Raw genomic sequence first — 25,323 nt, 5'->3', positions numbered from 1 at the left:
TACCTTTTTTCTCGTTTTCGGGCAAGGCATTTACCGTCAAAAATATGATTACAACCACTGCATTGCAGTAAGCAGCATAGCCCTTATGGCTTTGGGCAAATTTTTTCAGCTATTGTTAGGGGCATTTCAAAATCTGCCCTCTGAGTCGAAAAAGATACCTGTGGAGCGAGCAACAGAAGACTTCCAGTTGCAGATTCCGGAAACACGTTTACCAAAAGTTTTGGAGGAAAAACTGATGATTAATATTTCCATGCTACAAGATGAGATGCAAAACTTCGTTTCAGGTAGTGCTGAGGTTCAAGGGGCAATTCTCGCCAGCCCTGATGGCTTATCTCTAGCTTCTGTACTACCTGTGGGAATGGATGAAGAACGTACTGCGGCTATGTCTGCATCTATGCTCTCATTAGGCGAACGCATTGGCAGAGAACTAGCTCGCGGTAATGTGGATCGTATTGTCGTGGAAGGGGAAAAAGGCTATGGCGTGTTAGTAGGCTGTAGCAATGAAGCTGTTTTATTAGTTCTTGCTAGTTCTGCGGTGAAGCAAGGTTTGTTATTTTTGGAAATCAAACGGGCTGTGAGCAGAATTGCGCCTTTGCTGGCTTAAAAGTTAATAATTTGAGATTTTGGGATTGGAATCTAAAATCGCTCTGCTAGTAAAATTGTTGAGATAAGGGTCATTTATGTTACGACCAATACTGGGAGACTACAGTAGTATAATCTGTTTTAAGTCGGCAGTTGTCGGCATAGAAGATACTTTGGGTGAAAAAGCGGCGGCGATCGCTTTGACTGCAGCCGGTCGTAGTCGTGGCAAACTTCTTGCCCAAGAATTAGGTTTGACTGGATCATCATTGTCCTTTGAAGATATTACCTATAAAGTCGGGTCTGCTTTAGGTAACGATGGTACTCGTTTGTGTATCATAAATAGCATTGTAAAAGAAGGCAATGTTATTAAAGTTTACACTTCCGAAACTTTTTGTTCTGCTGGCGAACCCCAAGGTTCACCTCGTAAATGTACTTACACATTAGGTGCTGTTTGGGGAGTACTAGAGCAAACTTTAGGTAAGCGCTTACAAGGCAGACACAGCGAATCTGTGCTACGCGGTAGTGAATACGATGTATTTGAGTTTACCGAATTTTAATCTGTGAACAAGATAGCTAACTTTATTCCTCATTTCTAACTTTTGAGTGAGGAGTTTTTTGTCGAAACTACGAGGGAAGAATATGATTACATTGGAACCACAAGCCTTTATGACGAAACTAGAAAAGCGCGTAGGCTTGACAAATGAAGATAAAGAACTGCTAAAAACAAATTCAGAATGGGGATTACAAATTGCTCCAGAAATGGCAGATCACTTTTACGACTACCTGGGGCGCGATGAGGAAATGAATGGAATTTTACACACTGGGGAAGGACGTATTCATCGCCTACGTGAAACCTTTATTGAATGGTTTCATGAAATGTTTACAGGAATGGATGATTGGGGTGTTGTTTATGCCGAACGTCGTTGGAAAATTGGTTTAGTTCATGTCCGGATTGGCATTGGTCCTCAACACGTTGTTCCCGCAATGGCAACGGTAATACACGAAGTAGGTAAGCGCTTAGAAACTGATGGTAAAAGTTTAGCTCTTAAAGATGCTCTGGGTCGCATCTGCATGATTGACTTGGCTTTTATTGAACAAGCTTATGTAGAGGTATCTTCTGCTGCTGTTCTCCAAGAAACTGGTTGGACAGAAGGTTTGTTTAGGCGTTTAATCGCTACTGGCGCACGTTCTATGTAAACTAACTACACTTGGCTGCGGCAACATCAATGGGAATTGCCGCTACCAAAACACACATAACCACAATCTATTCCACTGTCTTAAAATAGAATTGTTGTTTCAAAAAAAGTTGATGACAGCTACCTCAACTGTAGTCCCAAATAACGTCATTGCAGGTTTTCATGCCCTGAGCGATCCCATCAGAGTTAACGTACTGGAACTGCTGCGAGAAAACGAACTTTGTGTGTGTGATTTGTGTGATGCTTTAGACGTGCCTCAGTCAAAACTATCTTTTCACCTCAAAACTCTTAAAGAAGCAGGTTTAGTTCGCTCTCGTCAGGAAGGACGCTGGATTTACTACAGTCTAAACTTGCCTCAGTTTATCATTCTAGAGCAGTATCTATCTGAGTTTCGACGCTTTAGCCAAATATGCGGTACTCGTTACTGCCAAAACCCTGAATAACCAATCATTTAGGGACGAACTGCTGTTCGCCCCTACTAACAGTTTAATAAATATGAAGATATAATACAGCTTAGCCAATACATCAATTTTTTTTGAAATGATGTAGATACTAACTTAAATTAATCATATCCTAAAGGAGTGAGGTCAATGGACGCCACATTAGTCAAGTTAGCCCTCGTACTAGGGGTGTTGGCTTGGACAACTAGTTGCACAACCACACCCAGCTCATCGACGAAGACTCAGAAGTTGCAAAATGTCAGTTACGTTACTAGCGGGGAAAGGATCGCTCAGACAGCAGTAGTAACAGTTGATGGTTCTAGTACCGTATATCCGATTACACAAGCGATCGCTAAACAATACCAATCACAACAAAATAAATCGGCACAAGTGAGAGTAAGCTTTTCTGGTACTACAGGAGGCTTTGAGAAATTTTGTGCCGGAAAAACAGATATCAACAATGCCTCGCGTCCAATCCTCAAGAACGAGATGGAAGCTTGTAAGAAAAATGGCATAGGGTATATAGAAATTCCCGTTGCTTTTGATGCGTTGACAATTACCGTTAATCCGCAAAACAACTGGGCAAAAGATGTTACTGTAGCCGAGTTGAAAAAAATGTGGGAACCAGCAGCACAAGGAAAAATTACCCGTTGGAAACAAGTGCGATCTTCTTGGCCAGATCGACCTCTGAAATTGTACGGTGCAGGAGACAAATCTGGTACATTTGACTATTTTACAGAAGCAATAGTAGGACAATCAAAAGCTAGTCGCAAAGACTACACAGGCAGTGAGGATGATGACGTTTTAGTGGCGGGAATCAGTAAAGACACTGATGCTTTAGGTTACTTCGGTCATGCATACTACGAAGCACACCAAAATCAGTTAAAAGCGCTAGCAGTTGACAATGGTAAAGGAGCAGTAACACCAACACGTCAAAACGTGGAAAAATCTCAGTACCAACCATTATCTCGACCTTTATTTGTCTACGTCAATCCATGGTCTGCTGAGCACAAAGCAACAGTTTACGAATTCGTCAACTACTACATTGATGTAGCCCCAAAGGTAGTAAACTCGGTAGGCTACATACCTTTACCAGATCAAGCGTATAAAATTGCTCATGTTCACTTGAACAGAGGCAAGGTGGGAACCGTATTTGGCGGACGAGCAGCATTAGATCTGACGATTGGAGAGTTATTACGCAAACAAAAACAGTATTAAGATGAAGTTTTTTCTTAAAGAAGTTTCTCAATCTAGGCGAGAAATATTAGCAGAAGCAATCGGCACCTTTACTTTGGTATTTGCCGGGACTGGTGCAGTGATGGTAAACTCCATCAGCAATGGTGCGGTAACTCATTTGGGTATTAGCATTGTCTTTGGTGCTGTAGTCGCCGCTTTGATTTACTCGATTGGACATCTCAGCGGCGCTCACTTCAACCCAGCAGTAACTTTAGCATTTTACACAAGTGGTTTCTTTCCCAAACGTCGAGTTTTGCCGTATATTTTCGCACAGTCAGTAGGGGCGATCGCTGCTTCTGCTTTACTCTTAATTAGTCTGGGAAGAGTTGGTAATTTGGGGGCAACTCTGCCACTGAATGATAATTGGTGGCAATCTTTGGTTTTGGAGTTTGTTCTTACCTTCATCTTGATGTTTGTGATTTTTGGTTCTGGATTAGATCGTCGTGCCCCGATTGGCTTTGCCGGGTTGGCGATCGGTTTGACGGTAGGGGTGGAAGCTGCGTTTATGGGACCAATTACAGGTGCTAGTATGAATCCGGTACGTTCATTAGGTCCTGCACTGGTGGGTGGAATTTGGCAGCACCACTGGCTTTATTGGCTCGGACCGATTTTAGGAGCGCAATTAGCGGTGATAGTTTATCGGCAACTTTCTCACAACTTTCAAGATATTCATTCTCATTGGAGGAACGGCACATGAAACGAGTTATGTTTGTTTGCAAGAAAAATTCTCGCCGTTCTCAGATGGCTGAGGGATTTGCTCGCACATTGGGTGAAGGCAAAATTGCTGTAGATAGTTCGGGTTTGGAATCAAGTCACGTAGATCCAACTACCGTTCAAGTTATGTCAGAGATCGGTATTGATATCAGCAATCAAAACTCCAAGCCTTTAAGCAATTTCAACTCAGAAAATTATGACGCAGTTATTTCTTTATGCGGTTGTGGAGTTAACTTACCCGAACAATGGGTATTAAGAGAAGTATTTGAAGATTGGCAACTAGACGATCCCGAAGGGCAAGATATAGAAACTTTTCGCCGTGTTAGAGATGAAGTTAAAGAACGAGTGGCGAAGTTAATTACATCTCTAAGTTAAAGGAGCTTTGGTTCCCACTCTTCCCCATACTGCTCCCTTAGACTGTGCCAAGCCTCTACCTGCCCTGGTTCATATTCTCCTGGCTTACCCCACTGCAAAAACGCACTTAAAGCTGGTTCTTGTTGCTCGTCAAGGAACCGAATCGCATAGGTAGTAAAGTTACCCCGCTTTGCTTCACCTATTTCAAATTTCACTTTGGTAATTTTATCCATATTTAAGTGAAACTCGAAGCCCTCGGTATGCATGTTTGCGTATTTACCTTTGGGCAGTTCTGCATAAAACAGTTTTTCTATCTTGCCGCGTGCTTCTAAAACAGCGGCACTGCTAGTGACAATGAGACGCAAAGTTCCCAGAGTGTGGCAAGTTTCTAAAAAGTCTTTTAAAGATTTGTCATTTGTCATTTGTCATTTGTCCTTTGTTGTTTGTATGTCTCATACTACTCACTCCTGTCTCCTGTCTCCTGACTACTTCTCATGTTGTTCGTAGGCGGCGACGATGCGCTGAACTAGGGGATGGCGCACAACATCTTTTTGAGAAAATTCGCAAAAGGCAATGCCTTCAACATGTTTTAAAATTTGTAAAGCTGTGACTAATCCTGATTGTTGGTGGGGTGGTAAATCGTTTTGTGTCATATCACCTGTAATTACCATGCGGGAATGGAAACCTAAGCGTGTTAAAACCATTTTCATTTGAGAAGGTGTGGTGTTTTGGGCTTCATCCACAATTACAAAAGCGTTGTTGAGTGTACGTCCTCGCATATAAGCTAAAGGAGCAACTTCAATTACACCTTTTTCCATCAGTGTTGGTACTTTTTCTGGGTCGATAAATTCGTTAATAGCGTCGTAGAGTGGACGTAAGTAGGGATTAACTTTCTGTTGCAAGTCTCCTGGTAAAAAGCCGAGTCTTTCGCCTGCTTCGACCGCAGGACGAGTTAAAATTAATCTTTCAAACTGATCGGCAAGGAGTGCTTGTACGGCGACAACAACAGCCAGAAAGGTTTTCCCAGTACCAGCCGGTCCAGTGCAGAAGGTAAGATCGCGTTTGCGGAGTGCTTCAATGTAGTGTCGCTGGCGAAAGGTTTTGGCACGAACTTCAACGCCATTACGAGTCCGGGCGATTACATCTCGCTGTAAGTCTTGTAGTTCGTCTACTAGATGGCTATCTAGAGCTTGACGAGCTGTTAATATATCGGTGTTGGTGATGCTGTTGCCCTTACTCCAAAGATCTTCAAGTGATCGCACTAATTTACAAGTGAGGTCAATTTGCTGACTCGTGCCGGAAATGTACAGTTCTTGTCCGCGTAGCACTATCGTAGCTCCTGTTTGTCGGGACATGATTTTGAGATTTTCTTCTCCCGCACCTGCTAGAGCGATCGCACTTGAAACATTCGGCAGTTGGAAGGTTAAGGCATCTGCCATAGATTTTCTGATTTTTATGGAGTAATTCCTAATAAAGCTTAATATTTTTTGATTGATTATAGGGAAATTTTTAATAGACAAAGTAGAGAATATTAGCAATTAAAATCTCTACTTTATCTCTCCCTAAATTTAACTACTGACATGAGTTAGCCACAAAAACAGACACTTTGCCATGTTTTAGACGTGACTACCTTTGCGTGCGGCTTCTGCTTTGCGTTTACGACGTAGACTGGGTTTTTCGTATCTTTCTCGGCGTTTGACTTCTGATAAGATACCGGCTTTCTGAATTTTCTTTTTAAAACGTCTTAGTGCCGAGTCAATCGACTCATTTTCACCCAAACGGACTTCAGCCACTCCCTAGTTTCACCTCCTTACAGAGATCATTGATAACTGGAAATTGGAATTGTGCCTCTCTTAGTAGAGACGCGAGAGAAATCGCGTCTCTACTTTAGTCTAAATAAGCACGAGTGCGGGGTTTTGTGATAACTTTGTGTCCATTTCCAGGTTTTTCTCTAGGCTTTGGTGGTGGTAATCGCTCTTGCTCTTCTTCTTCGGTATACATTTCTTCTCGGCTAAGACCTGTACTGCCGTAGATATCTAAATATACTGATTGCCCAGCGGCAGAAGCTGCTGCTGCCACCACAGTGCGAATTGCTTGAATATTGCGTCCACCTCGACCAAACACTTTTCCTTTATCTGTGTTGTCAAAAGCGATCCGAATCCAAGCCCGTTTACGGGTGTGAAAAATTTCACAATCAACGCTTAAAGACTCCGGTGAATCTAAAAATGGCTGCAAGAGAAAGCGTAGCAGCCCAACGTAGTCAGGATCATTTGTTGGGGATTTTATTCCTATCCTAAGATGCGGCTTGTGCACTGACCTGTTCAAAAACATTAGCTTTTTGTAAGATGCGACGCACTGTATCAGTGGGTTGAGCGCCTTGTTGTAGTCGCTTGACGATGCCGGGAACGTCTAGTCGTACTTCATCTGTTCTAGGGTTGTAGAATCCCAATTCTTCTAAGGGACGTCCATCGCGACGAGCGAGGCTGTTAATAGCGACTATGCGGTAGCTCGCTTCCCGCTTTTTACCGTATCGCTTCAAGCGCAGTTTAACCATGATTCAGAAATCATTCTCCTGTTTCTAGATTCTGTGGACGATTAGTTGGTGCTAAAATGCCCATTTTAACACTAAATTAGCATTCTTGGTCAGTTGTCATTTGTATTTTATTTTTACTCACTTTTGTAGAGACGTTCCGCCGGAACGTCTCTACGATTACAACGTGCCGAAACCCTTCTTTTTTTTGTCCTTTTTGGGCTTCTTTTTAGTGGTGTCGCCGCCACTATAACCCCGCCAACCAGGGGCGGGACGATTGCCTGCACCTGCTGCTGCATAGGGATCTCCCATATTACCACCGAACATTCCTGGCATTCCTGGGAAGCGACCTTGACCCATTTGCTGCATCAAACCGCGCATTTTTTGGAAGTCACCCACTAGCTTACTGACATCGGCTTCTTTGTAACCAGATCCGCCAGCAATCCGTCGCCGCCGACTGGGAGAACTTGCCAATAAATCAGGATTCTTGCGCTCCTGAGCTGTCATGGAATTAATCATCGCTTCGCAGCGTTTGAGCTGGGTTTCCCCTTGCTTGAGTTGATCATCTGAGATCTTATTCATACCTGGGATCAGCTTCATGATCCCTCCCAGCGATCCCATGTTTTTCAGCAAACGTAATTGCTTGACAAAGTCTGTGAAGTCAAACTTAGCCGAGAGGATTTTCTCCTGCATTTTTTCCGCATCGGCAAGATCAAACTCCTCTTGGGCTTTTTCTACCAAGGTAAGAACATCGCCCATTCCCAGAATTCGCGATGCCATGCGATCTGGATAAAACGGTTGCAAAGCTTCGACTTTTTCCCCAACACCGATAAATTTAATCGGTGCGCCAGAAATCCGCCGTACAGATAGCGCCGCACCACCACGGCTGTCACCATCCATTTTGGTGAGAATTGCACCAGTAATCCCTATTTGTTCATGGAATGCACGGGTAAGATTCGCTGCTTCTTGACCAGTCATGGCGTCCACCACCAAAAGTGTTTCATGGGGTTGGACGGTTTCCTTGATGCGGGCTAACTCCGCCATCATGTCTTGGTCAATTTGCAAACGACCCGCAGTATCAATAATTATAGTATTAACGCCTTCTGAAGCACCTTGTGCCACACCCTGACGGGCTATCTCCACAGGATCAGCATCGCTACCCAAGGAAAATACTGGAACCTCAATTTGCTTGCCCAAGGTAATCAATTGATCTATGGCAGCAGGACGGTATACGTCTGCCGCTACCATCAAGCAGCTACGGTTCATTTTCCGTAGATGTAAAGCTAGCTTGGCGGTAGCAGTTGTTTTCCCAGTACCTTGCAACCCAGCCATGAGGACAATTGTGGGGGGCTGCGGTGCTTCATGTAGAGGAACATTCTCTTCCCCCATTACCTTCAGCAGTTCATCATAAACAATTTTGATGAACTGTTGGTCGGGACGCACACCCGTGATTACTTCTGCTCCCAGAGCCGATTGTTCTACTTCGGCAATAAATTCTTTAACTACCTGAAGATTAACGTCTGCTTCCAATAAAGCGCGGCGCACTTCCCGCAACGCTTCAGTAATGTTGGATTGGGAAATTTTGTTCTGTCCCCGTAGTTTTTTCCAGGCAGATTCTAAGCTATTGGCAAGTGCATCAAACATAATACAGATATTTAGTCAGCAAAAATTTAAAGCGCTATTTACCAGCTTAGTAGTTTTTACTTCGACTATAGCGACAGGATAATTACTAAAATCCCTGAAAAACCGCAAAATGGCTTTTTTTACACAGAAATTTTTGTGGTCAATGGTTGGTATTGTCCGAGGCGATCGCTACGGTATTCAGATTAAAGTAGTTGTATAAGGGGTAAAAGAGGGTATTGGGCATGAGTGTAGCTAATGGAAGAAAGATTAGTTTTTGTCAAGAACTAAAAGCCGCATTGCAAACATTAATAAAGCTAATAGCTTTAGTTAGTTTAGCTTTTATAGCTACAATATTGCTCACAAAAAACAACCCATTGGGATTAGTACTAGGTTTGAGCTTTTGTTTAGGAATATTATCTATGGTTTGGCAAGAACAGAAATACCTAGCAAATAAGTCTCAAGATAATTTAAGTGTATTTACTGTTATAGTTGCTAAAAATAACACTAATAATATAATACAAGAAAATGACACTAGTTCACTTGAGCAAGTAATCTTTGAGAGATTTGCAAGTCTTGATCTTAGTCATACCAGTTTAATCCTCGCTAACCTCGAAAATGCACAGCTAACCAATGCTAACCTCACTAACGTATACCTGAGCGGTGCAAACCTTAATAACGCCAACCTAAGTGGTACTAATTTGTACAATGCTAATCTTAGTGATGCACAATTGGTAAATACTAACCTCAGCGATGCAAAGCTAGAAAGTGTCAACCTCAAGAATGCTAATTTAGAGAGTGCTAACCTCAGTAACGCCATTTTAACAAATGCCAGCCTGAGCAGCGCTCAACTTGACAATGCTCAGTTAGTAGGTGCTAACCTCAACGGTGCTAACCTCAGCGATGCGAAGTTGGTAAGCGCAAATCTCAGTAATGCCAACCTTGATAGTGTGTACCTGTGGAATAGTAATCTCACTCATGCTCAGTTGGTAGGCACTAACTTTAGCAAAGCCTACATGAATAGCGTCAAGCTCAGCGAAGCTAACCTTAGCAGTGCAATTCTCCAAGATGCAGTTCTTACCAATGCTAAGTTGAAAGATGCAAATCTTCGTGGTGCAAATCTTCGTGGTGCAAACCTCAGTGGCGCAAACCTCAAGGGAGCCAACCTCACCGATGCAAATCTAGAAGGTGCAAATCTAGAGTGTGTAAATTTGGAAGGCGCAAACCTAAGTAGAACCAATCTCAATGGGGCTAACTTAAAGTGCGTAAAAATTAATCAACAAACAATTTTAGAAATGCACTCAGATTCTCCTGGGAAGTTGGAGCAAGAACATGAAAGCAACGATGCACTCTTATCATTTCAAGATACCAACCTTTAATATAACATAGTTGTGTGCTAATTACTATTTTGTCTTGACGTTCCAGCCCTTATTTCTACACGTTGGCATTGCTGTTGGGTTAAACCTAACACCTGAATCGATGGTGATGTGAGGATGGTGTGTTTTTCAATCAGGTACTTACCACCTTGATCTTGTAAAGCAGGGAAGGGAACCAGGAATAAAGATTCTTGCGGCATGAAGATTACTCTGTCGCTGTCTTTTTTGGGTAAAAGATCAGCAATGGGTTTAATTAGTAATTCATGTAACCGCTTGAATTGATTTTGCGCTTTGGGTGCATTGGGGTTGTAAGATACAACAATACCGCGACCTCTGACACCGATAGATTGACGGCTAGTGGTAACTAACTCATATAAATTAGTATTGTCTTTTTGCCACAGAGGCTTGAGGTCAGCTTTACGGAATATAACTTCACCTGTTGGTTTTATAACCCAAATATAGAGTTCTGATTGTTTGGTTTGTTGTTTACCTGCTACTTTGAATTCATTATAAATAATCGAATATTGAACAAGTGTGCTTGATTGCTGTTTGGCGATTTGTTTAATCTCTTGAATAGTTGGTGCTTGGAGCTTTATTTGGGAGTTTAAACGAGACGAGAGTAAATCAACAAACGCCCTAGCGCGACCGCGTTCGGCAATTTCTAAGGCTGTGTCAGTTTTATTTTGGGCAATGAGGACTTGTTGTAAAGCGCGGTATGTACGAGCTTGCTCCTCAAAAATTGAGACTTTGTTTGTATCGTCTAATCCACCTCGGAGAGATTCAACAACGGTTATTCCCTTGAATAAAGTTTTCTCTGCCGAGGCAAGATTACCTTTTTTGTAGAAAGCTAGTCCGAGATTGTTCAAAGCTAACCACTCGCTTTGACGGTCTTTAATCTCCCTGGCAATTACCAACACCTGCTGAAAATACTCAATTGCTTTGGCGTAGTTTCCCAGATATAGGTAAGCAAGACCGAGATTACCCAGCGCCGTCCCCTCGCTTTGACGGTCTTTAATCTCCCTGGCGATTGCCAACTCCTGCTGAGAATACTCAATGGCTTTGGCGTAATTTCCCAAATTTCGGTAAGCACCACCGAGATTACCCAGCGCCATCCCCTCACCTCGACGGTCTTTAATCTCTCTGGCAATTGCCAACTCCTGCTGAGAATACTCAATGGCTTTGGCGTAGTTTCCCAAATTTCGGTAAGCAAGACCGAGATTACCCAGCGCCTTCCCCTCGCTTTGACGGTCTTTTATTTCTCGATAAATAATCAGTGCTTGTTGCCAAGACTGTAATGCTGCTTGAAATTGACTAGTTTGATACTGCTGTAAACCTTGTTCAAACAATCGGTCTGCTTCGGCTTGTGCTTTTCGCTCATTTGCCGAAAGCGCTAATACCTGCGAAGCTGTAAATGCTACTGGCAAATTGGCAGCATAAGACGATGATACAACAATCACCAGGGTAATAAATACACTTAGTCCAATTTTATTTGAACGCATATTCGTTAATCCAAAATCTAAAAGGTCATCTCCAATTGCAAGAGCGCAATGACGCTCGAAGACTCGCTAACGCTTCGCTAACGCAATTCGCAATTAATACCGAATGCCGAAATAGGGGGCGCAAAGATTGATACTGCGTGTTTTTTTATTTTCAGCACGCTCAGTTGGGGGCTTGAATCCCGAATGAACCAATCTTAATAATGCTCATGCTGTCGCTTTGTCAGGGTTTTTTAGTAGATTCTCATAAAACTCGCTCAGGGAAAAGAGTAGGTATATAAAATTACCAAATCTAGGCGCATTTTTTCCAGACTTTGCAGACAAACTCTGAACACGCCGTTGGGAAAGTAAATCTAAAACTTGAATTGAGAAGGCACTAGCGAGCCTCCTTTGGAGGAGCAATGCTAACGCCTTGATGGTTATAATACCAGGGGCAAGTTGAGAAATTACGTAGCTCAAGGGATTTTTGGGATGCATAGTAGTGATAGCTGTAACAGGATTCACTATCTATGTATTTCTCAGCGGACTGAGGTTATGCAATTTTTGGCAAAGAGGCAATGGTTCTCTTGGGAGGAAGAGGGATTTGATGCCAAAGCAATACCACTATTCAAACAAGGGTGATCATCAAGTATGCCTAAAGTCGCAATTTAGGGACAATGCGTGCAGAAGGTTTTCGCCGCAATACTACCTAGATACCTACTCCCCAAAGCGCCCTGAATGCAAAACTTGGATGAAAGAAGCCAAGAAAATTGTCTAGGCACACATTTTAATGGATATTAATCAACAAAAAGAACAGTTCAGTAGTACTTATATTCGGGCAGTTGTCACAGTTGCTCTTTATTTTGCTTATTAGTTTTGGAGGAATACCTGTGAAAGTTACTATACGAGATTGCCAAATTCTCAAAACTATAGAACCGGAGGTGCTACAGGTACACTTGCAAGAACGAGGCTGGCATGAATCTGGACGGATTTATGATAATGCGGGGGCAATCTGGAGATTAAAAAAAGACTCTAGTAATGAATTGGAGATTTTGCTACCCCTACAGCAAAATTTAGGTGATTATGCAGCTAGAGTCAGTGATATTCTTAAAACACTGGAAATTGTCGAAAATCGCTCTCAAATTGAGATTTTAAGCGAATTTATTACCAATGCTCCCAATATTACTAATGTTGAATATTGCTGATAATCCTTAATCATGGCAACCACTCCCGTAGATTAATTCCTACCTGTGCTGGCGATTACAATTCCAATTTCTTGAGCAGTTGCACCACAAGCCAACATTGCTCGAATCAGTAATTCAATAGAAACCGAAGCATCACCATTTTCAGCCTTTGCAATACGTAGTTGACCGGAGTGAATTTTTTCTGCCAGTTCATTCTGCGTCATCAGCTTTTGCCGCCGCTCTTTTAAAGAGTGACTGAGAGCTAATTTAATTTCAACTAAAGCAGCCTCTTGAGGTGTGAGTTGAATGCGACTCGGATAGTTATTGCTCACCGCCTAAGTACTATTCGTGGCGGCTAACCAAATTTATGTAATTGAAGAGGGGCACGTGGTGCAAGTAGGTACATTTGAGGAACTAGTGAAACTTGAAGGGCTATTTGCTCACCTGGTAGCCCGACAAATGGAATCAACCAAGGCGGCTGCGGTAGCTAAATTTCTTGTTAACTAAGGCGACATTACCTGCTGAACAGTTAGGTTTATTTCTGGGAACAGCTTAGAGATAATTTGTTGGCTGCCAGTAAACACACTTTGCTGGTAAACTTTTCCTATCAGTAGGCAAACCGTGACCTTGTTCTCCAAAGGATCAACAATCCAGTATTCGCCAACACCAGCTTCTGCGTACTCGGACGTTTTTATATTGTAGTCGCGGTCAACAGATTCGGGAGATACCACCTCAACAATCAGTAGTGGTGCCGTTTGAAGAACAGCAGAAGTTTTCTCGATTGTCTGTGCTTGCTCTTTTGTCATGACCAACACATCAGGTCGCCTGAGTTGTTTTTTGGTCATTACCTCGGTGCCATTGGGGCGCGGCTTTAGAGTCAAACCCAAGCGTTGTTTTTCTAAAAGAAACTGAAATAACAGCAGAGTAATAATCGCCTCATGCTTACCAGTACCGGGGGGCATTTCTACCAGCACCCCATCTTCCAATTCATAGCGTTTGTCTGTGCCATCATCGTAGGTTAAATACTCCTCAATTGTAAACTTTACAGGGGTTGTGGACATTGCGTAGCCTCCTTCTCCATGAGCGTGCGCTACTGCACTACTCTGTCCTTATGATAAATACTCTTGAAGGTTTTCTCAAAAAGAAAGCTTAAAAAAACAGACTTGGTGATACCTTGAAATAATCACCGAGCGCTTTAGCTTGTGCCTTGCTAATCGAACGTTTTCCATTCACAACCTCAGAAACTACACCAGAAGAACCGATAATTCCTACTAAGTCAGCTTGACGGATACCACTGGCTTCCATAATATGTTGCAGGATTTCATGAGGCGCAGATCGATCCATCGGATAGTTCTGTGTCTCATAAGCTTCAATCAATATAACTAGCAATTTGTATAAAGCTTGCTCCTCGATTGTACGATTTTTCTTAAAAGTTAGCTGTTCTACTACTTTTAAAATACGCTCGTACTCTTCTTCAGTGTCAATTGCGATCGGAACAACTTCAGTCAACAGATTGCGATAAGCGTTTTGGTCAAAAGTAAGGGTCATTTTTCCACTTTTCTTTATCGTATTCGGCGTGTGTCAGAAAATATTTGTAATAAACTACTTGGTTTTCATAGTCAATACCGACAATTAAGCGATAGGCATTGCCTTTAATATTAAAGACGGTAAAATTCCCAACGGCTTCGGCATCTTGATAGATTTTACGGACATCCTGTAAGTTACACCAATCCGCCTTATTGACGGTTGCATACCAGTCGTCAATTTGCTTTTTCACATCGGGAAACTTAGCTGCATCAACGCGGAGGTTACGAATCGAAATCAAATGCATTCGTCTGTTGTTTTGTAGTCATACTTGTTAACCAATAAAAATCTATTAAATGAATACTCTCAAACTGAGAGCAAAATGTCAAGAAGAACGCGAAATCTTAAGAGACTTTATGAAAAAAGATACCCGACTTCTTAAAGAAGTCGGGTATCTGAAGGGTATCTAAAGGAAAATTTTACAAAATTTGTAAAAGTTGTTTGATTTTGGTATCTTGGCTTTGCTTGAATTTATCAGGGAAATTCAACTCTAGGATAATATTACCGTTGGCTTCTTCTTGTACTGAAGAAATTTCGACAACAAATCTTTTGGGTAATAAATTATCTGATTCCTCACTCAAAAGCAAACCAACGAGTGGTTTCAAAGTGCGCATTTTGTGCAAGTCTTCTTCTACAAGCAATCGATTGGCTTGTTTAGCTTTTTTGCTTTGTAATTCCAACTTTAAACCAGTGACACCAAGTTCTGTTGCCACTCCGCCAAAAAAGTGACCATCCCAGTAAAGATCGCCTCTAGCTTGTACCTGCTTGCGTATCCTTTCGCCTGAAGTTGGTTTAACGTCACGCAACGAGCGAGTCAAACTGGTAGCAAGGAATCCAAGGGAAGCAAATGGTTTGTCTGTGAACTGTCGCTTCTGAGAATACCATTCACGGACATCAGAAAACAAAACCAGGGTGAGAGCATCTTGTTGAGCGCGATCGAGATTGACAAAATCAACTGCCAAATGTGTCTGGTGATCGTCAACAGGCGAAAGTCGAATCACTCTTGCGGTTAGAGTTACCCTAGCTGTAAAATCTCCCATAATCTCAAGCTGTACTTCATCTGGTAAGTTGGGCCAAGATTCCAAGGAAATTAACGCACCAGTTTCTGAGATATTGATCGTCTCACCCATCATCGTTTGGTCGTTACTAGAAACTACCACCCTAAGGCGTCGCTGCAAACGGTGAGCAGTACGAATTTGTGGTTGCTCGAAGCCAACTAACAAAGCCGCCATCAGCAAAACCAGGTTAAAAACAGACCACAAGGTATTGACTAAAACCGCCTCGGAATCTTCTGGACGTAACAGCAACCAATAAGGTACAGCTAGTAAGGAAACAATTACTAATCCTGTTACCACTAGCAAACCGCGCATAGATTGCCAGTCAAAAGTGCGTTTGGTAACATTTATCCCTTTATCGGTAACGTTGAAAGTACCCATTTTGGGGTTAATCAGTGCCAACATTGTTACCCATCCAGCCTGGAAAGCCATCACAAATTCAAAAATTTCGTTCCAGAAGGAGAAGCGGACGTGTTTGTAAATAATGTAGTTGGCATATAAAGACAGTAGGATATGTGGTAGGGCGTAAGCTAGAGTTTCTAAACCCAAACCTTGGATTGGGTTAACGCCAAATAGTAAAAACAGGGTTGGTATTATAGCATATGTTAGTCGCGGATATCCATACAAGAAGTGGGAAGTTGCGCTCATGTAACAAAGCCGTTGCGCTAGCGTTAAGTTCAGCTTTGGGTTAAACAGAGGATTTTCCAGCCGTAGAATCTGCGCCATTCCCCTCGCCCAGCGTACTTGTTGACCTACGTAGGAAGAAAAAGTGTCTGGTGCTAAACCAGCTACCATAATTTTGTCGTAGTAGACCGACTTGTAACCGCGTGAGTGTAACCGCAATGCTGTGTGACAATCTTCTGTCACAGTTTCAACGGCAATTCCCCCCACTTCTAAAGCGTGGTTTTTACGGATGATAGCTGCTGAACCGCAAAAGAAAGAGGCATTCCAAAAATCGTTGCCTTTTTGCAGTACTTTGTAAAATAATTCGTTGCCCACTGGGATTCTACCGCCTGTGAGCAAGTTGCGCTCGAATGGATCGGGGTTGTAGAACCAGTGAGGAGTCTGGACAAAGGACACTTTTGGATCGTAGAAGAAACCTACTGTGTGCAGCAGAAATTGGCGCGATGGGATGTGATCGCAGTCTAATATCATCACTAAATCGCCCCCAGTTTTGTGAAAGGCGGTGTTGATATTACCGGCTTTGGCGTGGCTGTTATCGCCCCGCGTCATGTGAATGCAGCCAATTTCTTCACACATTTGCTTGAGTTGTTCGCGTCTGGCTCGGAACTTTTCTCGCCGTGGATCGTCTTCTTTATACCTTTCGGGACGACCATCATCAAGGATATAAACTTTCTTTTTCTCTGGTACGTATTCGCAAGCCAAAGCGGCGATCGCTGTCTTACGGACTATCTCAACGTCTTCGTTGTAGGTAGGAATATAAATATCAACTGCGAACCATTTCTCTGGGGGAATATTAGAAAGATCGACTGGCTGACGTTCCTTGATTTTTAGGGTTTGAAAATAAGCCAGTACTAGGGTGGCGATCGCGTACAACTCTGCTCCGTACAACATCAAACAAGCAATGCTGTTAACCCATCCATTCAAGTTAAGCGTGTAGCTGGTACGGTAAAACAGATAACGCATTGTTGTTACTAAGCTCAGCCATACCAAAAATAAGTGGTAGTACTGACTAATTTCAGCAGAGGATTCTGCCTCCTCAGCTTGTACAACTAACTGACCTAATAGCACTAAAAATACAGCTACTGCTCCCTGTTGCCATATTTCGAGAGGAGTAACAATTACTGGAACTGAAAGCACCAATAGCAGCAAGACAAGCCACTTGAACTGTTTCACACCCACTTTTTCTAAAGCACGGTCAAAAAATTGGGGTGTAAGATCAATCAGCCATCTTCTTAAACTAAAGCGTTGACGTTGCCCACGAGGCGATCTCAATGATGACGACATTTTGGAATGAGGAATGAGGAATGGGGAATTGTAATCAGCAATTAACAATCAACAATTAACAATTAGCCATTAGCAATTAGCAATCAGCAATTAATGTTTGTTGGCGCTACTGATGCGTTTGAGATACAACTGAACAATTCCATACATCAGTAGTGATATGCCAACAATGCCTGCTGGTAGTAATAGCCAGTTTTCTTGCAGCAAACGGGATATTTTACTGAGTAGATTGGTATCTTCCAAGCGTTGAGTGGAGGGGGAACTTTGGAAAAACTCTAACTGATAAGCGTCGGGAGAGTAGGGATCGACATCCTTACTATCACTACTAATTAGCACTGTATCTTTTTTCAGTTGGAAGAACCACGGATCTTGATTGAGTACTTGTCGGACTCGCTCTAAACCTGTATCTGTTTGAGCAGTCAAAGCGAGAACAACGCGCGAGCCACTCCAAGGAGAGATTGTTTGCTTAATCATCCCTTGTGCATCCTGGGGAGTTTGAACTGCGCCTGCTGCGGATGAGCGGAAAAATGCTTGACTTAAATTAAAGCCACTAGATTTAAATATTTCTGGTAAAGGAAATTTTTCCCTTGTACCAATTCCCACCAAATGGTAATTTTTACGTGCTGTATCCGGTAATGAATCTGACGTGTAAACATCAAGTTTGATCGAATCTGCTCGACTTAACCTTCCTAAACGCTCACTCAAAGCTAATAAAGTCAAAATATCTGTGTCCGTTGGATTTTGTGGTAATACAACTGCTGTTTTCGACAAATCTTGCGGTGCAGCAAAGGGATAACCAAATTGTAGTAGTTTCAAATCTGGTAGTTGTACAGAACTTTCCCGTTTTAAATCAAAGCTAGTGTCAGCGTGTACTGTACCTGTCAATTGCTGATCTGGTGCGTTGGCACAGTTTTGTTTGTCAAATGGTTCCCTGGGATTCATCCGGAAAAACACCTGTAGCTTCGAGTTAGGCTTAACTAAGTTAGCTGGTAAGTCCACTTTCAGGTTTTTACGATTTTCGCCGCGATCTGAATCAAGACGTGCACCACCAATGAACACGTTATCGAGTAAAACTTCTACTGCAGAAGTTCTGGGATTCATCTGTGGACTATAACTGTAAACCAGATTCATGGAACTACCGCGTACAAAGCGATCGTCTGGTAGCGCACGGAAATCTATATCAATTGACGGTGCAGATGAACCACGTACAGTCACATCATTAAAAGGATCTCCATTTACCTGGGTTTTAATATCGCCTAATCTAAAAGTATTTTCCTGTGGTAAATAACGAGGCCATTGACGGAGTCCGGGTGTTGATATTTCCTTAACTTGATTGACTAAAACTACTTGACCAGTACCTAATCTCCGCAAGTCAGGCTCAGCCAAAAACTGTGCCGCCTTAGCAACGCCTTTTGCGCCATTACCAGTAGCGATTAACACGGGAGAACCAGTTTTATTAATAGTAGCAATTAATACGCCTATGTCCTCGGAAATAGGATTTTTATTGGCATCGAGAATTAAATTGCTAGCAACCAACAAAGGTAACTTCATCGTAGCTAGTTCCGGTTGTTCACTGGGAGTACCAATAATCACCAACCGCTGTTCTGGCTTTACCTCTGTTAAATTAGTTACTACATTAGTTTCTATAGGACGGAAATCTGCCAATCTACCCAATGCTGCTTGTAATCTCGCTGCCCCAGTTAGCCATGATTGGCTCACAGAACTAGGTTGTAAGTAAGCAATACTGTTAGTTTCTAAACTTAAGTCGTCAAAAAATGGATAAGGATAACGGCTGAAATTAAGCGCAACTGGTTGCCGTTGATAGTTGAAAATCAGTTTGGAATCTGGTAGTACTTCTGTCCACAAATCGGGATCGTTAGAATTACTACATTCCTGTGAGTTATTCTGCTGTACTACAATCTTAAGTTCATTGTAGTCTTGTAGCAGCTTAGGATTAATATCTAGCAGTACTTGACCTAACTGAGACTGTTTTTTGTTAAGTGGTACACTGCCTACAGCTCTGTCATTAATTAAAACTGTCAAATTAGAGCGGTTAGCATATAGTGCTGGCGAATGTTGGAAGCGAATTAAAGCTTTGACATTAGCTACTTTCCAACTACGAGGACGAGTAAAACCAAGCCGCCCTTCGGCATAAACTCCGCGCAAGCGCATACGGTTGCCAACAATCGGACTGCGATTAAATTCAAGGCTATAGGGAATCAAACCTTTGGCAACAGCCGCCTGTGATTCATCTGTACTACTTTGGGCTTTTGGTGTCGTTTGTTGTGCCAATACTTGTTGAGTGTTGGCAATTTTTGGGTTTAACAAAGAATTTGGAAACAGTAAAAAGCAACTAGTAAAGACGATCGCCTTTGTACTAATGTTATAAAACAAATGCTTCATAATTATTTTTTATCTACACCCAGTTTTATGACTACTTTTGTAACAATTGTTTCGGTACGACGGATGGTGGCAGTAACCCTAACCAAGCAAGATTTTGGCTATAATAAGATGTTTTATCATCCCAAATTCCTTGTTGATAGTTTAGTAATAATTTTTGCCTAAACACTTGTTCTGCTAACTGTGGTTCTACTATGTTCCAAGCAGCATAAAGCATTGCGTACTGCGATGTCGCTTCGTAATCGACTATTCCCTTGCCTTGAAGGTCGAGACGTGCGGGTATTCGCGATCGCTCTCGCCACATATTTTGTAAGTGTTTGGTATTTGTTTGCAAATAGCGCCGTGCTGCTAGTGAATTGAACCATGCAGCATCCAGCGACAAGCGCCACCAAACTCTATAAGCATCAAAGCTATAGACAGTCTGTAGAGGATTAGATGGTGGAAAAGGTTGGTATTTGCCTGTGGTAATATCTAGAGCAACCCAGTCACCGGGCAAACCAACAGTAGAAAGTTGTGACGATTGTTCAAGTATTTGATAGCTACTATCTACTAGACTCAACCAATCACGATTTGGATCGACTTGGGCAAATATACGAAAAGCATAAGGAGCCAGGTATGAAGGATTGAGATAGAGAGTAGAAGGATTGGGGACAAATGCCGCCTTTGGACCTGGTAGTAGGTAGCGCTTCCCTTGTGGTCCAATTGCAGTAGAATAGTCCCACAGAGAAACCAGCTTAACCTTTGCTAGTTCTAGGTATTCCGGGCGATTCCAGCGTCTGTAGGCAAAAATTAGGGCAGTAATTGCATCAATATCGCCATCACTGGCGAAGTTGTTGTCGATTGTACCCCACTTACCCTCGGCATTTTTTCCCCACTTCCAAGCCCATAAACCGTCAGTAACTTTACCGTTTTCTATTCGCCGGAGGTTATTTTCCCCCCATTTTAAGGTGAGGGCAAAGGTGGTGGGATCGTTAACTAGTACTGCCCGCAGCATAGCATAAGCTTGACCTTCACTAGTTGAGCGATCGCCCGCTTCGTAGTCAATCACCCGTCCATCTTTTTGAATAAATCTCCGACGATAACTATCCCAACTTTCAGCTAGTAACTGACCATTAGGGATATCACGTAAAGCCTCTACAGATACTGCTATATTTTCGTTACCACCTCCAGGTAAAGATGTTCCCACAACTTTTTTGTCATCTGGACTCTTGGGCTTTACTACTGGGTAACCAGAATAACAGGCATATAAACTACTTAAGCTGGCAATAACTGCCATTTTGGCTAAGCGCTGCATCCTCAGAACCGTTGGAATTGTGAGGGTCTTTGTAGAGACGTTCCATGGAACGTCTCTACATTTCCCCCTGTTCTTATTGTTCCCATACAAATGTTCACAATTAACGTAGTCGGGCAAATTCCTTTATCTGCCTCTACGCTCATAGTCTTCCCAAGGAGGTTGAAACCCTCGCCGCAACAGAAAGTCTTCTTGTATCTGCCGCATTTGGCGTAAGGCATCAGCATCAGTAGAACCCTGAGACATTTGCTGTATTTGTAGCTGTTCTAGTTGTGCCATTGCTGCTAAAGGTTGATCGGAAATAGCATTCAACCCAGCGAGGGCGCGACGTGCGTCTTTGTCTTCCGGCTTTTGTGCTATCACCTGTGAGTAAATCTGTTGAGCCGAATCATAACGCCGTTGTTGAAAGCGAATTCCGCCTAAACCCGCAAGGGCATCTAGGTTATCTGGTTGCTGCGCCAAAATATTTTTATAAGCAGCTTCAGCCAAATTGAAATCGCCCACCGATTTAGCTAACTCTGCCTGTAATTGGAATGAGTTAGGGTTGTTGGGTAAACGGGCAATCAACTGCTTGACACGCGCTTGAGCTTGTGTCGGGTTCCGTTTTGCCATTGCCTGTACAAAACGTAATTGCATGGGTATGTAACTGGGATCTACTTGAATCAGGTAACTATACAGTGGTTCACGTTGTTCTGTTGCCGGCAGCACACCCACCAAACTAAATAATTCTGGCGGTGTGTTGGTTGCAGGCTGTGTTGCTAACCAATTGTTGAGAACTGCTTCTGCGTCTTGTTGGGAAATACGCTTTGCTTGATAAGCGATACTAGCACGCCCTAACTGAGAGGTCAAATTTTGCGGTTCATAAGCTATCAACTGCTCATAAACTGTTAAGGCGTCGTCAAAACGCTTTTGTTGTACTCGCACACCTACCAACCCGCGTAAAGCACCACTAACTATGTCGCGCTCTGGTTTAGTGGTAAGTACAGCTTGGTAGCGCTGAGCGCTGGCTTCTAAATTACCTTCACGCCGCTCAATTTCTGCTGCTAGTAATTGAGTTGCTAAATCTTTACTACCTTGATCCGTTGCTGTATAAGCTGCTAAAGCAAGCCTAGCTTGATTCATGTCGTTTTGCTCTACATGAATTTGGGCGAGGCGAAAATTGAGAAACGGTACGTTAACTTTTGGTAGAATACTTTGGTAGACAGGAAGAAGTTCCGGATCGGGAGCATCTATATCCGCTAGGGCAACACCTAACTGTTGCAGTTGTCCTACTTCTGTGGGTAGGGTTTGCACTGCTGCTACCAAACGCTGTTTAAGATCGTTTTTGCTCAGCAATCCTAGTTTATTTTCCAAGGCTAACTGCCTAATAACTAAACTTTGATCGTTTGGCAACAATCTCGCCACCTGTCGATAAAGTTGTAGCGCTGTTTGTCCTTCACCAGGCAAGCCAGTGAAAACGTCAGCTACTTCTTTAAGTAATGTGGGTGAGGGATTGGTGGTATTGGCGAGTGCTTGACGGTAGAGAGTTGCGACTTGCTGTGTGAGGGCGGGATCGTTGGTTTTCTTGCGAATATCGTTGAGACTTCGCGCCAAAGGTAAAATTGCATCTTGTCTACCTTGGATTGGCTCTAACACAGCCACAGCTTTTGCTTGTTCAAGGTTTGCGATATACGCTTTGGCAAGTTCGGCACGAGTTTCTATGGCGATTTTGTCGAGTGTACTAGAACGCTGTAGTTGTGCTTCTAAAAGCTGTATCGCTGCTTTTTGATTGCCAGTTTCTCTTAAAGTGCTGGCGTAAGCTACTGCTGCATACCCTGTAATCGGTTTTCCAGTTGCTTGGTAGCGATTAAAAAGCTCTAAAGCTTTTTGGTAATTACCACTATAAGTGTATGTTTGAGCAGCACCAATAACTACTTCCGGCGTCGGGTTGTTAGCTAGAGCAATTTGGTAATCGGCTAACGATTCACTCATCCGTCCTTGGTAGGAATATAGCAGAGCGCGATAACCACGAGCTTGGGCATCGTTGGCATTTAACTTTAATAAAGTGCTGAGAGCTTCAATTCCTCGTAGATTCCATTCGGGGCGATAAGTCCCCATGATCCCAACTGTCTTTAAAGCCATTTGGTTATTGGGATCTAATCCTAGTACCTTTTGATAAGCACTCCAAGCTTCTTGAATCTTGCCAGCGCGATTATAAGCGATCGCCAACCCAATATAACCTTGTAAAGATTGTGGTTGCTGCTTGACAACTTGTTGGAAAGTACTAATTGCATCATTCACCCACCCCTTTTTTAACAAGTTAAAACCTTGTTGTAGTGAGGCAGTCTTCTGTGCTTGGGCTGGGGCAATATTTATTGGCGGTACAAAAGAAGTAAAAAGTAAAAAGTAAAAAGTAAAAAGAAAAACAGCCCTCTGCCCTCTGCCTTCAAATTGACTCATCGGTTCCTCCCTCTGGGAGTGATATCAAAATCTGATCTCACTCTCACGCCGACTACAGTTTCGTCAAAACCATCTCTTCCTTGGACTGTAAAACCCAGCCGCAAATAGGGAAGAACTTGAAAATCGTAATAAAGCTCCAAAACATCTAGGTTGTTCCGACGTAAACTGTCATTGGACAGAGCGCGTCCATAGGCTAATCCCAGACGATCATTGGCGGTAAATAAATCTAGTAAACTACCTCCCACTACGTATGTATTACCACCCTTACCTAAATCGCTGTTTTCGTAACGACCATAGCGTCCAAAAAGACCTAGTTTGAGATTGGGAATAAAAACTTCCGCATTTAAACCATAGGCTTCTTCGCGATCATCTTTAAGTGGACCAAATAAAGTTGCTTCGGAATTTCTGGCAATGCCAAAACTTTCTGCGAAAGAATCGCGGATACCAGAGTCGCGATCGGTTGCATAAGTACCGCGAATAATCGCGTTACCGTAACGAATACCAATTTCTCCAGCAAATCCATCTAAAGAAAAGTCACTGATTTTGTCTGAAGAAGAGAAAACAGCGGCTTTGGCTTCGATATTGTCAGTAGCACTCCAATTCACTAATAAGCCTGTGCGAGAAGCAATTCCCGTAGCAGCTAACGCCGGATTTGTTTGAAACACAGGATTAAAGAATTGGCTGGCTCCATCTTTAGCAAAGCTGTTTCGGTCAAAATAAGACGTTAAATCTAATTGCCCTATGACAAACCGTAGATTGGGTATCCCTGCCACCGAAGTCGCTAGATAAAGCTCGTTGATATTTAAACCTTCATTACGAGAATCATCAAAAGTGCTACCTTGGCTAGTCAAATCCAAAGTTGCTCCCACCAAAGCTTGAGGTGAGAGTGGGTAAACTCCTTCCAATCGCGCTCTTGCTGAAGTATCGCCTCCTTGGGTGACGTAAACTCCTTGGAACCTTAAAAATGGTTCTCTTAAAGCTGGATTAGTTACCAGTGGGAGAGGTTGATTGGGTGGTTGTTGTCTAGGTGGTACAGCAGGGTTATTGATTAATGGGGGTAGTAAATTAGGATCTCTATTCTGAGCATTAATTAGTTGATTGAAAGTTGGTGTTGCTCCAGTTACAGAGTCTTGCCTTGCCATCCCAGGGAGTGGTGGTAAAGGAGCTAGGGGTTGAGATGTGATTTGGTTGAAAGCTGGTGTACCAGGTGCGGTGAATTCTTGCCCCACATTCTGTGCCACCGGGCTTTTTTGTGACTCGTTCTTTTGATTGGATGGCAGCTCCAAATTGAGAAACGAGGCTTTGTTGGTATCAGCAGCTAGCTTTGGTAATCGTCTTTTTTGAGGATTAAGCTTGTTTAAAGAAGGTGTTTTTGGTGCAACACCCGTTAGCTGCTGCTGAATAAACGAGTTCTCTAGAGATTTAATCTCTTGTGTCGGTGTACGCTGTACTGGTTTGGGTAATGGTAGGTTGAGCGGTGCTACTGCTACACCAGGAGAGCCAGGTGGGGGTGGTACTGTCGATTGTCGCTTCTTTTGTCCGGGTAATGGCGTGCGTGGTACTGGTAACAGTCCCCCCATGCCCAGTTGAAAGTCGTTGTTGTGGTTATTGGACTTTGTTTGTGCTAAACAAGCGTTACCCGTAACCAGTATCCAGCACAAGACTGACACAATGTAAAACACCCAATATTTGTGTTGCTTGTGGGTAGAAGCATTTTGGTAACTATTTAATCTTGTGTTCCTCATTAGGTTAACTCATGGTTAAGTCAATCATTCAGTTATCGGTTGTCGCCACTTTAACAAAAAATCTAAGTAACTTCGAGGATAGTTGGTAAATTTTTCAGTTTCAGTTAACTTAGTTTAGAGTCAAATGGATTTTCTCT

General features: G+C 42.8%; 25 protein-coding genes and 1 pseudogene. 10 read left to right on the top strand and 16 right to left on the bottom strand.

The genetic code is table 11. The annotated features are described in order from the left end of the window. The first annotated feature begins 85 nt into the window (after nt 1–85). The 7 genes from ICL16_RS23045 to arsC all read left to right on the top strand — a co-directional run bounded on the left by ICL16_RS23045 (nt 86) and on the right by arsC (nt 4,543). Nucleotides 86–604: a roadblock/LC7 domain-containing protein gene (locus ICL16_RS23045; RefSeq protein ID WP_238360908.1), complete on the top strand. Its 519-nt coding sequence runs from the start codon at nt 86–88 to the stop codon at nt 602–604. Nucleotides 605–680: 76 nt separating this feature from the next. After that, nucleotides 681–1,139 (top strand): hydrocarbon-binding protein, encoded by a 459-nt coding sequence (locus ICL16_RS23040; protein ID WP_190832389.1) that lies wholly within the window; start codon nt 681–683, stop codon nt 1,137–1,139. An 85-nt stretch (nt 1,140–1,224) separates the two neighbouring features. Further along, nucleotides 1,225–1,779 (top strand): protoglobin domain-containing protein, encoded by a 555-nt coding sequence (locus tag ICL16_RS23035; protein ID WP_190832703.1) that lies wholly within the window; start codon nt 1,225–1,227, stop codon nt 1,777–1,779. A gap of 112 nt (nt 1,780–1,891) precedes the next feature. Next, on the top strand, nt 1,892–2,221 hold the full coding sequence (locus ICL16_RS23030; RefSeq protein WP_190832387.1) for an ArsR/SmtB family transcription factor: 330 nt from the start codon (nt 1,892–1,894) through the stop codon (nt 2,219–2,221). A gap of 147 nt (nt 2,222–2,368) precedes the next feature. Further along, the gene (locus tag ICL16_RS23025) at nt 2,369–3,436 is read left to right on the top strand and encodes a PstS family phosphate ABC transporter substrate-binding protein (protein ID WP_190832385.1); all 1,068 of its coding nucleotides are present in this window, start codon (nt 2,369–2,371) and stop codon (nt 3,434–3,436) included. Nucleotide 3,437: 1 nt separating this feature from the next. Next, nucleotides 3,438–4,151 carry an MIP/aquaporin family protein gene (locus ICL16_RS23020; protein ID WP_190832383.1) on the top strand — a complete coding sequence of 238 codons (714 nt, stop codon included), beginning with the start codon at nt 3,438–3,440 and terminating at the stop codon, nt 4,149–4,151. Beyond that, on the top strand, nt 4,148–4,543 hold the full coding sequence (gene arsC, locus ICL16_RS23015; protein WP_190832381.1) for an arsenate reductase, glutathione/glutaredoxin type: 396 nt from the start codon (nt 4,148–4,150) through the stop codon (nt 4,541–4,543). Before ICL16_RS23020 ends, arsC begins: the two co-directional genes overlap by 4 nt. Here arsC and ICL16_RS23010 read toward each other — a convergent pair. The 6 genes from ICL16_RS23010 to ffh all read right to left on the bottom strand — a co-directional run bounded on the left by ICL16_RS23010 (nt 4,540) and on the right by ffh (nt 8,696). After that, the gene (locus ICL16_RS23010; protein ID WP_190832380.1) at nt 4,540–4,944 is read right to left on the bottom strand and encodes a ChuX/HutX family heme-like substrate-binding protein; all 405 of its coding nucleotides are present in this window, start codon (nt 4,942–4,944) and stop codon (nt 4,540–4,542) included. The two genes, arsC and ICL16_RS23010, sit on opposite strands and share 4 nt — an antisense overlap. Before the next feature lie 63 nt (nt 4,945–5,007). After that, nucleotides 5,008–5,961 (bottom strand): PhoH family protein, encoded by a 954-nt coding sequence (locus tag ICL16_RS23005; protein WP_190832379.1) that lies wholly within the window; start codon nt 5,959–5,961, stop codon nt 5,008–5,010. Nucleotides 5,962–6,138: 177 nt separating this feature from the next. Next, nucleotides 6,139–6,315: a 30S ribosomal protein S21 gene (gene rpsU, locus ICL16_RS23000; protein ID WP_190832378.1), complete on the bottom strand. Its 177-nt coding sequence runs from the start codon at nt 6,313–6,315 to the stop codon at nt 6,139–6,141. A gap of 94 nt (nt 6,316–6,409) precedes the next feature. Further along, nucleotides 6,410–6,853 carry a KH domain-containing protein gene (locus ICL16_RS22995; protein ID WP_190832377.1) on the bottom strand — a complete coding sequence of 148 codons (444 nt, stop codon included), beginning with the start codon at nt 6,851–6,853 and terminating at the stop codon, nt 6,410–6,412. Continuing rightward, on the bottom strand, nt 6,816–7,076 hold the full coding sequence (rpsP, locus tag ICL16_RS22990) for a 30S ribosomal protein S16 (RefSeq protein WP_190832375.1): 261 nt from the start codon (nt 7,074–7,076) through the stop codon (nt 6,816–6,818). Before rpsP ends, ICL16_RS22995 begins: the two co-directional genes overlap by 38 nt. Before the next feature lie 156 nt (nt 7,077–7,232). After that, the gene (ffh, locus tag ICL16_RS22985; protein WP_190832372.1) at nt 7,233–8,696 is read right to left on the bottom strand and encodes a signal recognition particle protein; all 1,464 of its coding nucleotides are present in this window, start codon (nt 8,694–8,696) and stop codon (nt 7,233–7,235) included. A gap of 221 nt (nt 8,697–8,917) precedes the next feature. On the opposite strand from ffh, the gene ICL16_RS22980 reads away from it, so the two are divergent. Then, nucleotides 8,918–10,051 carry a pentapeptide repeat-containing protein gene (locus ICL16_RS22980; protein WP_190832369.1) on the top strand — a complete coding sequence of 378 codons (1,134 nt, stop codon included), beginning with the start codon at nt 8,918–8,920 and terminating at the stop codon, nt 10,049–10,051. A 17-nt stretch (nt 10,052–10,068) separates the two neighbouring features. Here ICL16_RS22980 and ICL16_RS22975 read toward each other — a convergent pair whose 3' ends face one another. Next, nucleotides 10,069–11,547, bottom strand: a complete 1,479-nt coding sequence (locus tag ICL16_RS22975; RefSeq protein ID WP_190832367.1) for a CHAT domain-containing protein — start codon at nt 11,545–11,547, stop codon at nt 10,069–10,071. An 866-nt stretch (nt 11,548–12,413) separates the two neighbouring features. Between ICL16_RS22975 and ICL16_RS22970 the strand changes: the two genes are divergently transcribed. Next, on the top strand, nt 12,414–12,728 hold the full coding sequence (locus tag ICL16_RS22970; protein WP_238360906.1) for a hypothetical protein: 315 nt from the start codon (nt 12,414–12,416) through the stop codon (nt 12,726–12,728). Between the two features lie 32 nt (nt 12,729–12,760). Here ICL16_RS22970 and ICL16_RS47350 read toward each other — a convergent pair whose 3' ends face one another. Continuing rightward, nucleotides 12,761–13,039: a helix-turn-helix domain-containing protein gene (locus ICL16_RS47350; RefSeq protein ID WP_190832365.1), complete on the bottom strand. Its 279-nt coding sequence runs from the start codon at nt 13,037–13,039 to the stop codon at nt 12,761–12,763. Between ICL16_RS47350 and ICL16_RS22960 the strand changes: the two are divergent. After that, a pseudogene (locus tag ICL16_RS22960) lies at nt 13,010–13,214 on the top strand (hypothetical protein); the annotation flags it as partial. The gene ICL16_RS47350 and the pseudogene ICL16_RS22960 sit on opposite strands and share 30 nt — an antisense overlap. Here ICL16_RS22960 and ICL16_RS22955 read toward each other — a convergent pair. The 8 genes from ICL16_RS22955 to ICL16_RS22920 all read right to left on the bottom strand — a co-directional run bounded on the left by ICL16_RS22955 (nt 13,211) and on the right by ICL16_RS22920 (nt 25,186). Further along, on the bottom strand, nt 13,211–13,768 hold the full coding sequence (locus tag ICL16_RS22955; protein ID WP_190832363.1) for a Uma2 family endonuclease: 558 nt from the start codon (nt 13,766–13,768) through the stop codon (nt 13,211–13,213). The pseudogene ICL16_RS22960 and the gene ICL16_RS22955 overlap by 4 nt on opposite strands. A gap of 88 nt (nt 13,769–13,856) precedes the next feature. Continuing rightward, nucleotides 13,857–14,255 carry a helix-turn-helix domain-containing protein gene (locus tag ICL16_RS22950; RefSeq protein ID WP_190832362.1) on the bottom strand — a complete coding sequence of 133 codons (399 nt, stop codon included), beginning with the start codon at nt 14,253–14,255 and terminating at the stop codon, nt 13,857–13,859. Further along, complete coding sequence (locus ICL16_RS22945; RefSeq protein WP_190832361.1) at nt 14,239–14,538, bottom strand: type II toxin-antitoxin system HigB family toxin; 300 nt, start codon at nt 14,536–14,538, stop codon at nt 14,239–14,241. Before ICL16_RS22945 ends, ICL16_RS22950 begins: the two co-directional genes overlap by 17 nt. A gap of 172 nt (nt 14,539–14,710) precedes the next feature. After that, on the bottom strand, nt 14,711–17,314 hold the full coding sequence (gene bcsA, locus ICL16_RS22940; protein ID WP_190832360.1) for a UDP-forming cellulose synthase catalytic subunit: 2,604 nt from the start codon (nt 17,312–17,314) through the stop codon (nt 14,711–14,713). A 90-nt stretch (nt 17,315–17,404) separates the two neighbouring features. Next, on the bottom strand, nt 17,405–19,714 hold the full coding sequence (locus ICL16_RS22935) for a cellulose biosynthesis cyclic di-GMP-binding regulatory protein BcsB (RefSeq protein WP_190832359.1): 2,310 nt from the start codon (nt 19,712–19,714) through the stop codon (nt 17,405–17,407). Between the two features lie 31 nt (nt 19,715–19,745). Further along, a complete protein-coding gene (locus tag ICL16_RS22930) occupies nt 19,746–21,005 on the bottom strand; it encodes a family 8 glycosyl hydrolase (RefSeq protein WP_190832358.1) in 1,260 nt (419 codons plus the stop codon). 123 nt (nt 21,006–21,128) lie between these two features. Further along, entirely contained in the window at nt 21,129–23,441 is a 2,313-nt protein-coding gene (locus ICL16_RS22925) for a tetratricopeptide repeat protein (RefSeq protein ID WP_190832357.1), read from the bottom strand. Beyond that, nucleotides 23,438–25,186: a carbohydrate porin gene (locus ICL16_RS22920; RefSeq protein ID WP_238360905.1), complete on the bottom strand. Its 1,749-nt coding sequence runs from the start codon at nt 25,184–25,186 to the stop codon at nt 23,438–23,440. The genes ICL16_RS22925 and ICL16_RS22920 overlap by 4 nt, the downstream gene beginning before the upstream one ends. Nucleotides 25,187–25,323: the final 137 nt, after the last annotated feature.

It is taken from the genome of Iningainema tapete BLCC-T55, from assembly GCF_014698965.1.
Classification (GTDB): Bacteria; Cyanobacteriota; Cyanobacteriia; order Cyanobacteriales; family Nostocaceae; genus Iningainema; species Iningainema tapete.
The sequence above is the reverse complement of the archived record's forward strand: the minus strand, read 5'-3'. Positions and strand labels throughout refer to the sequence as shown.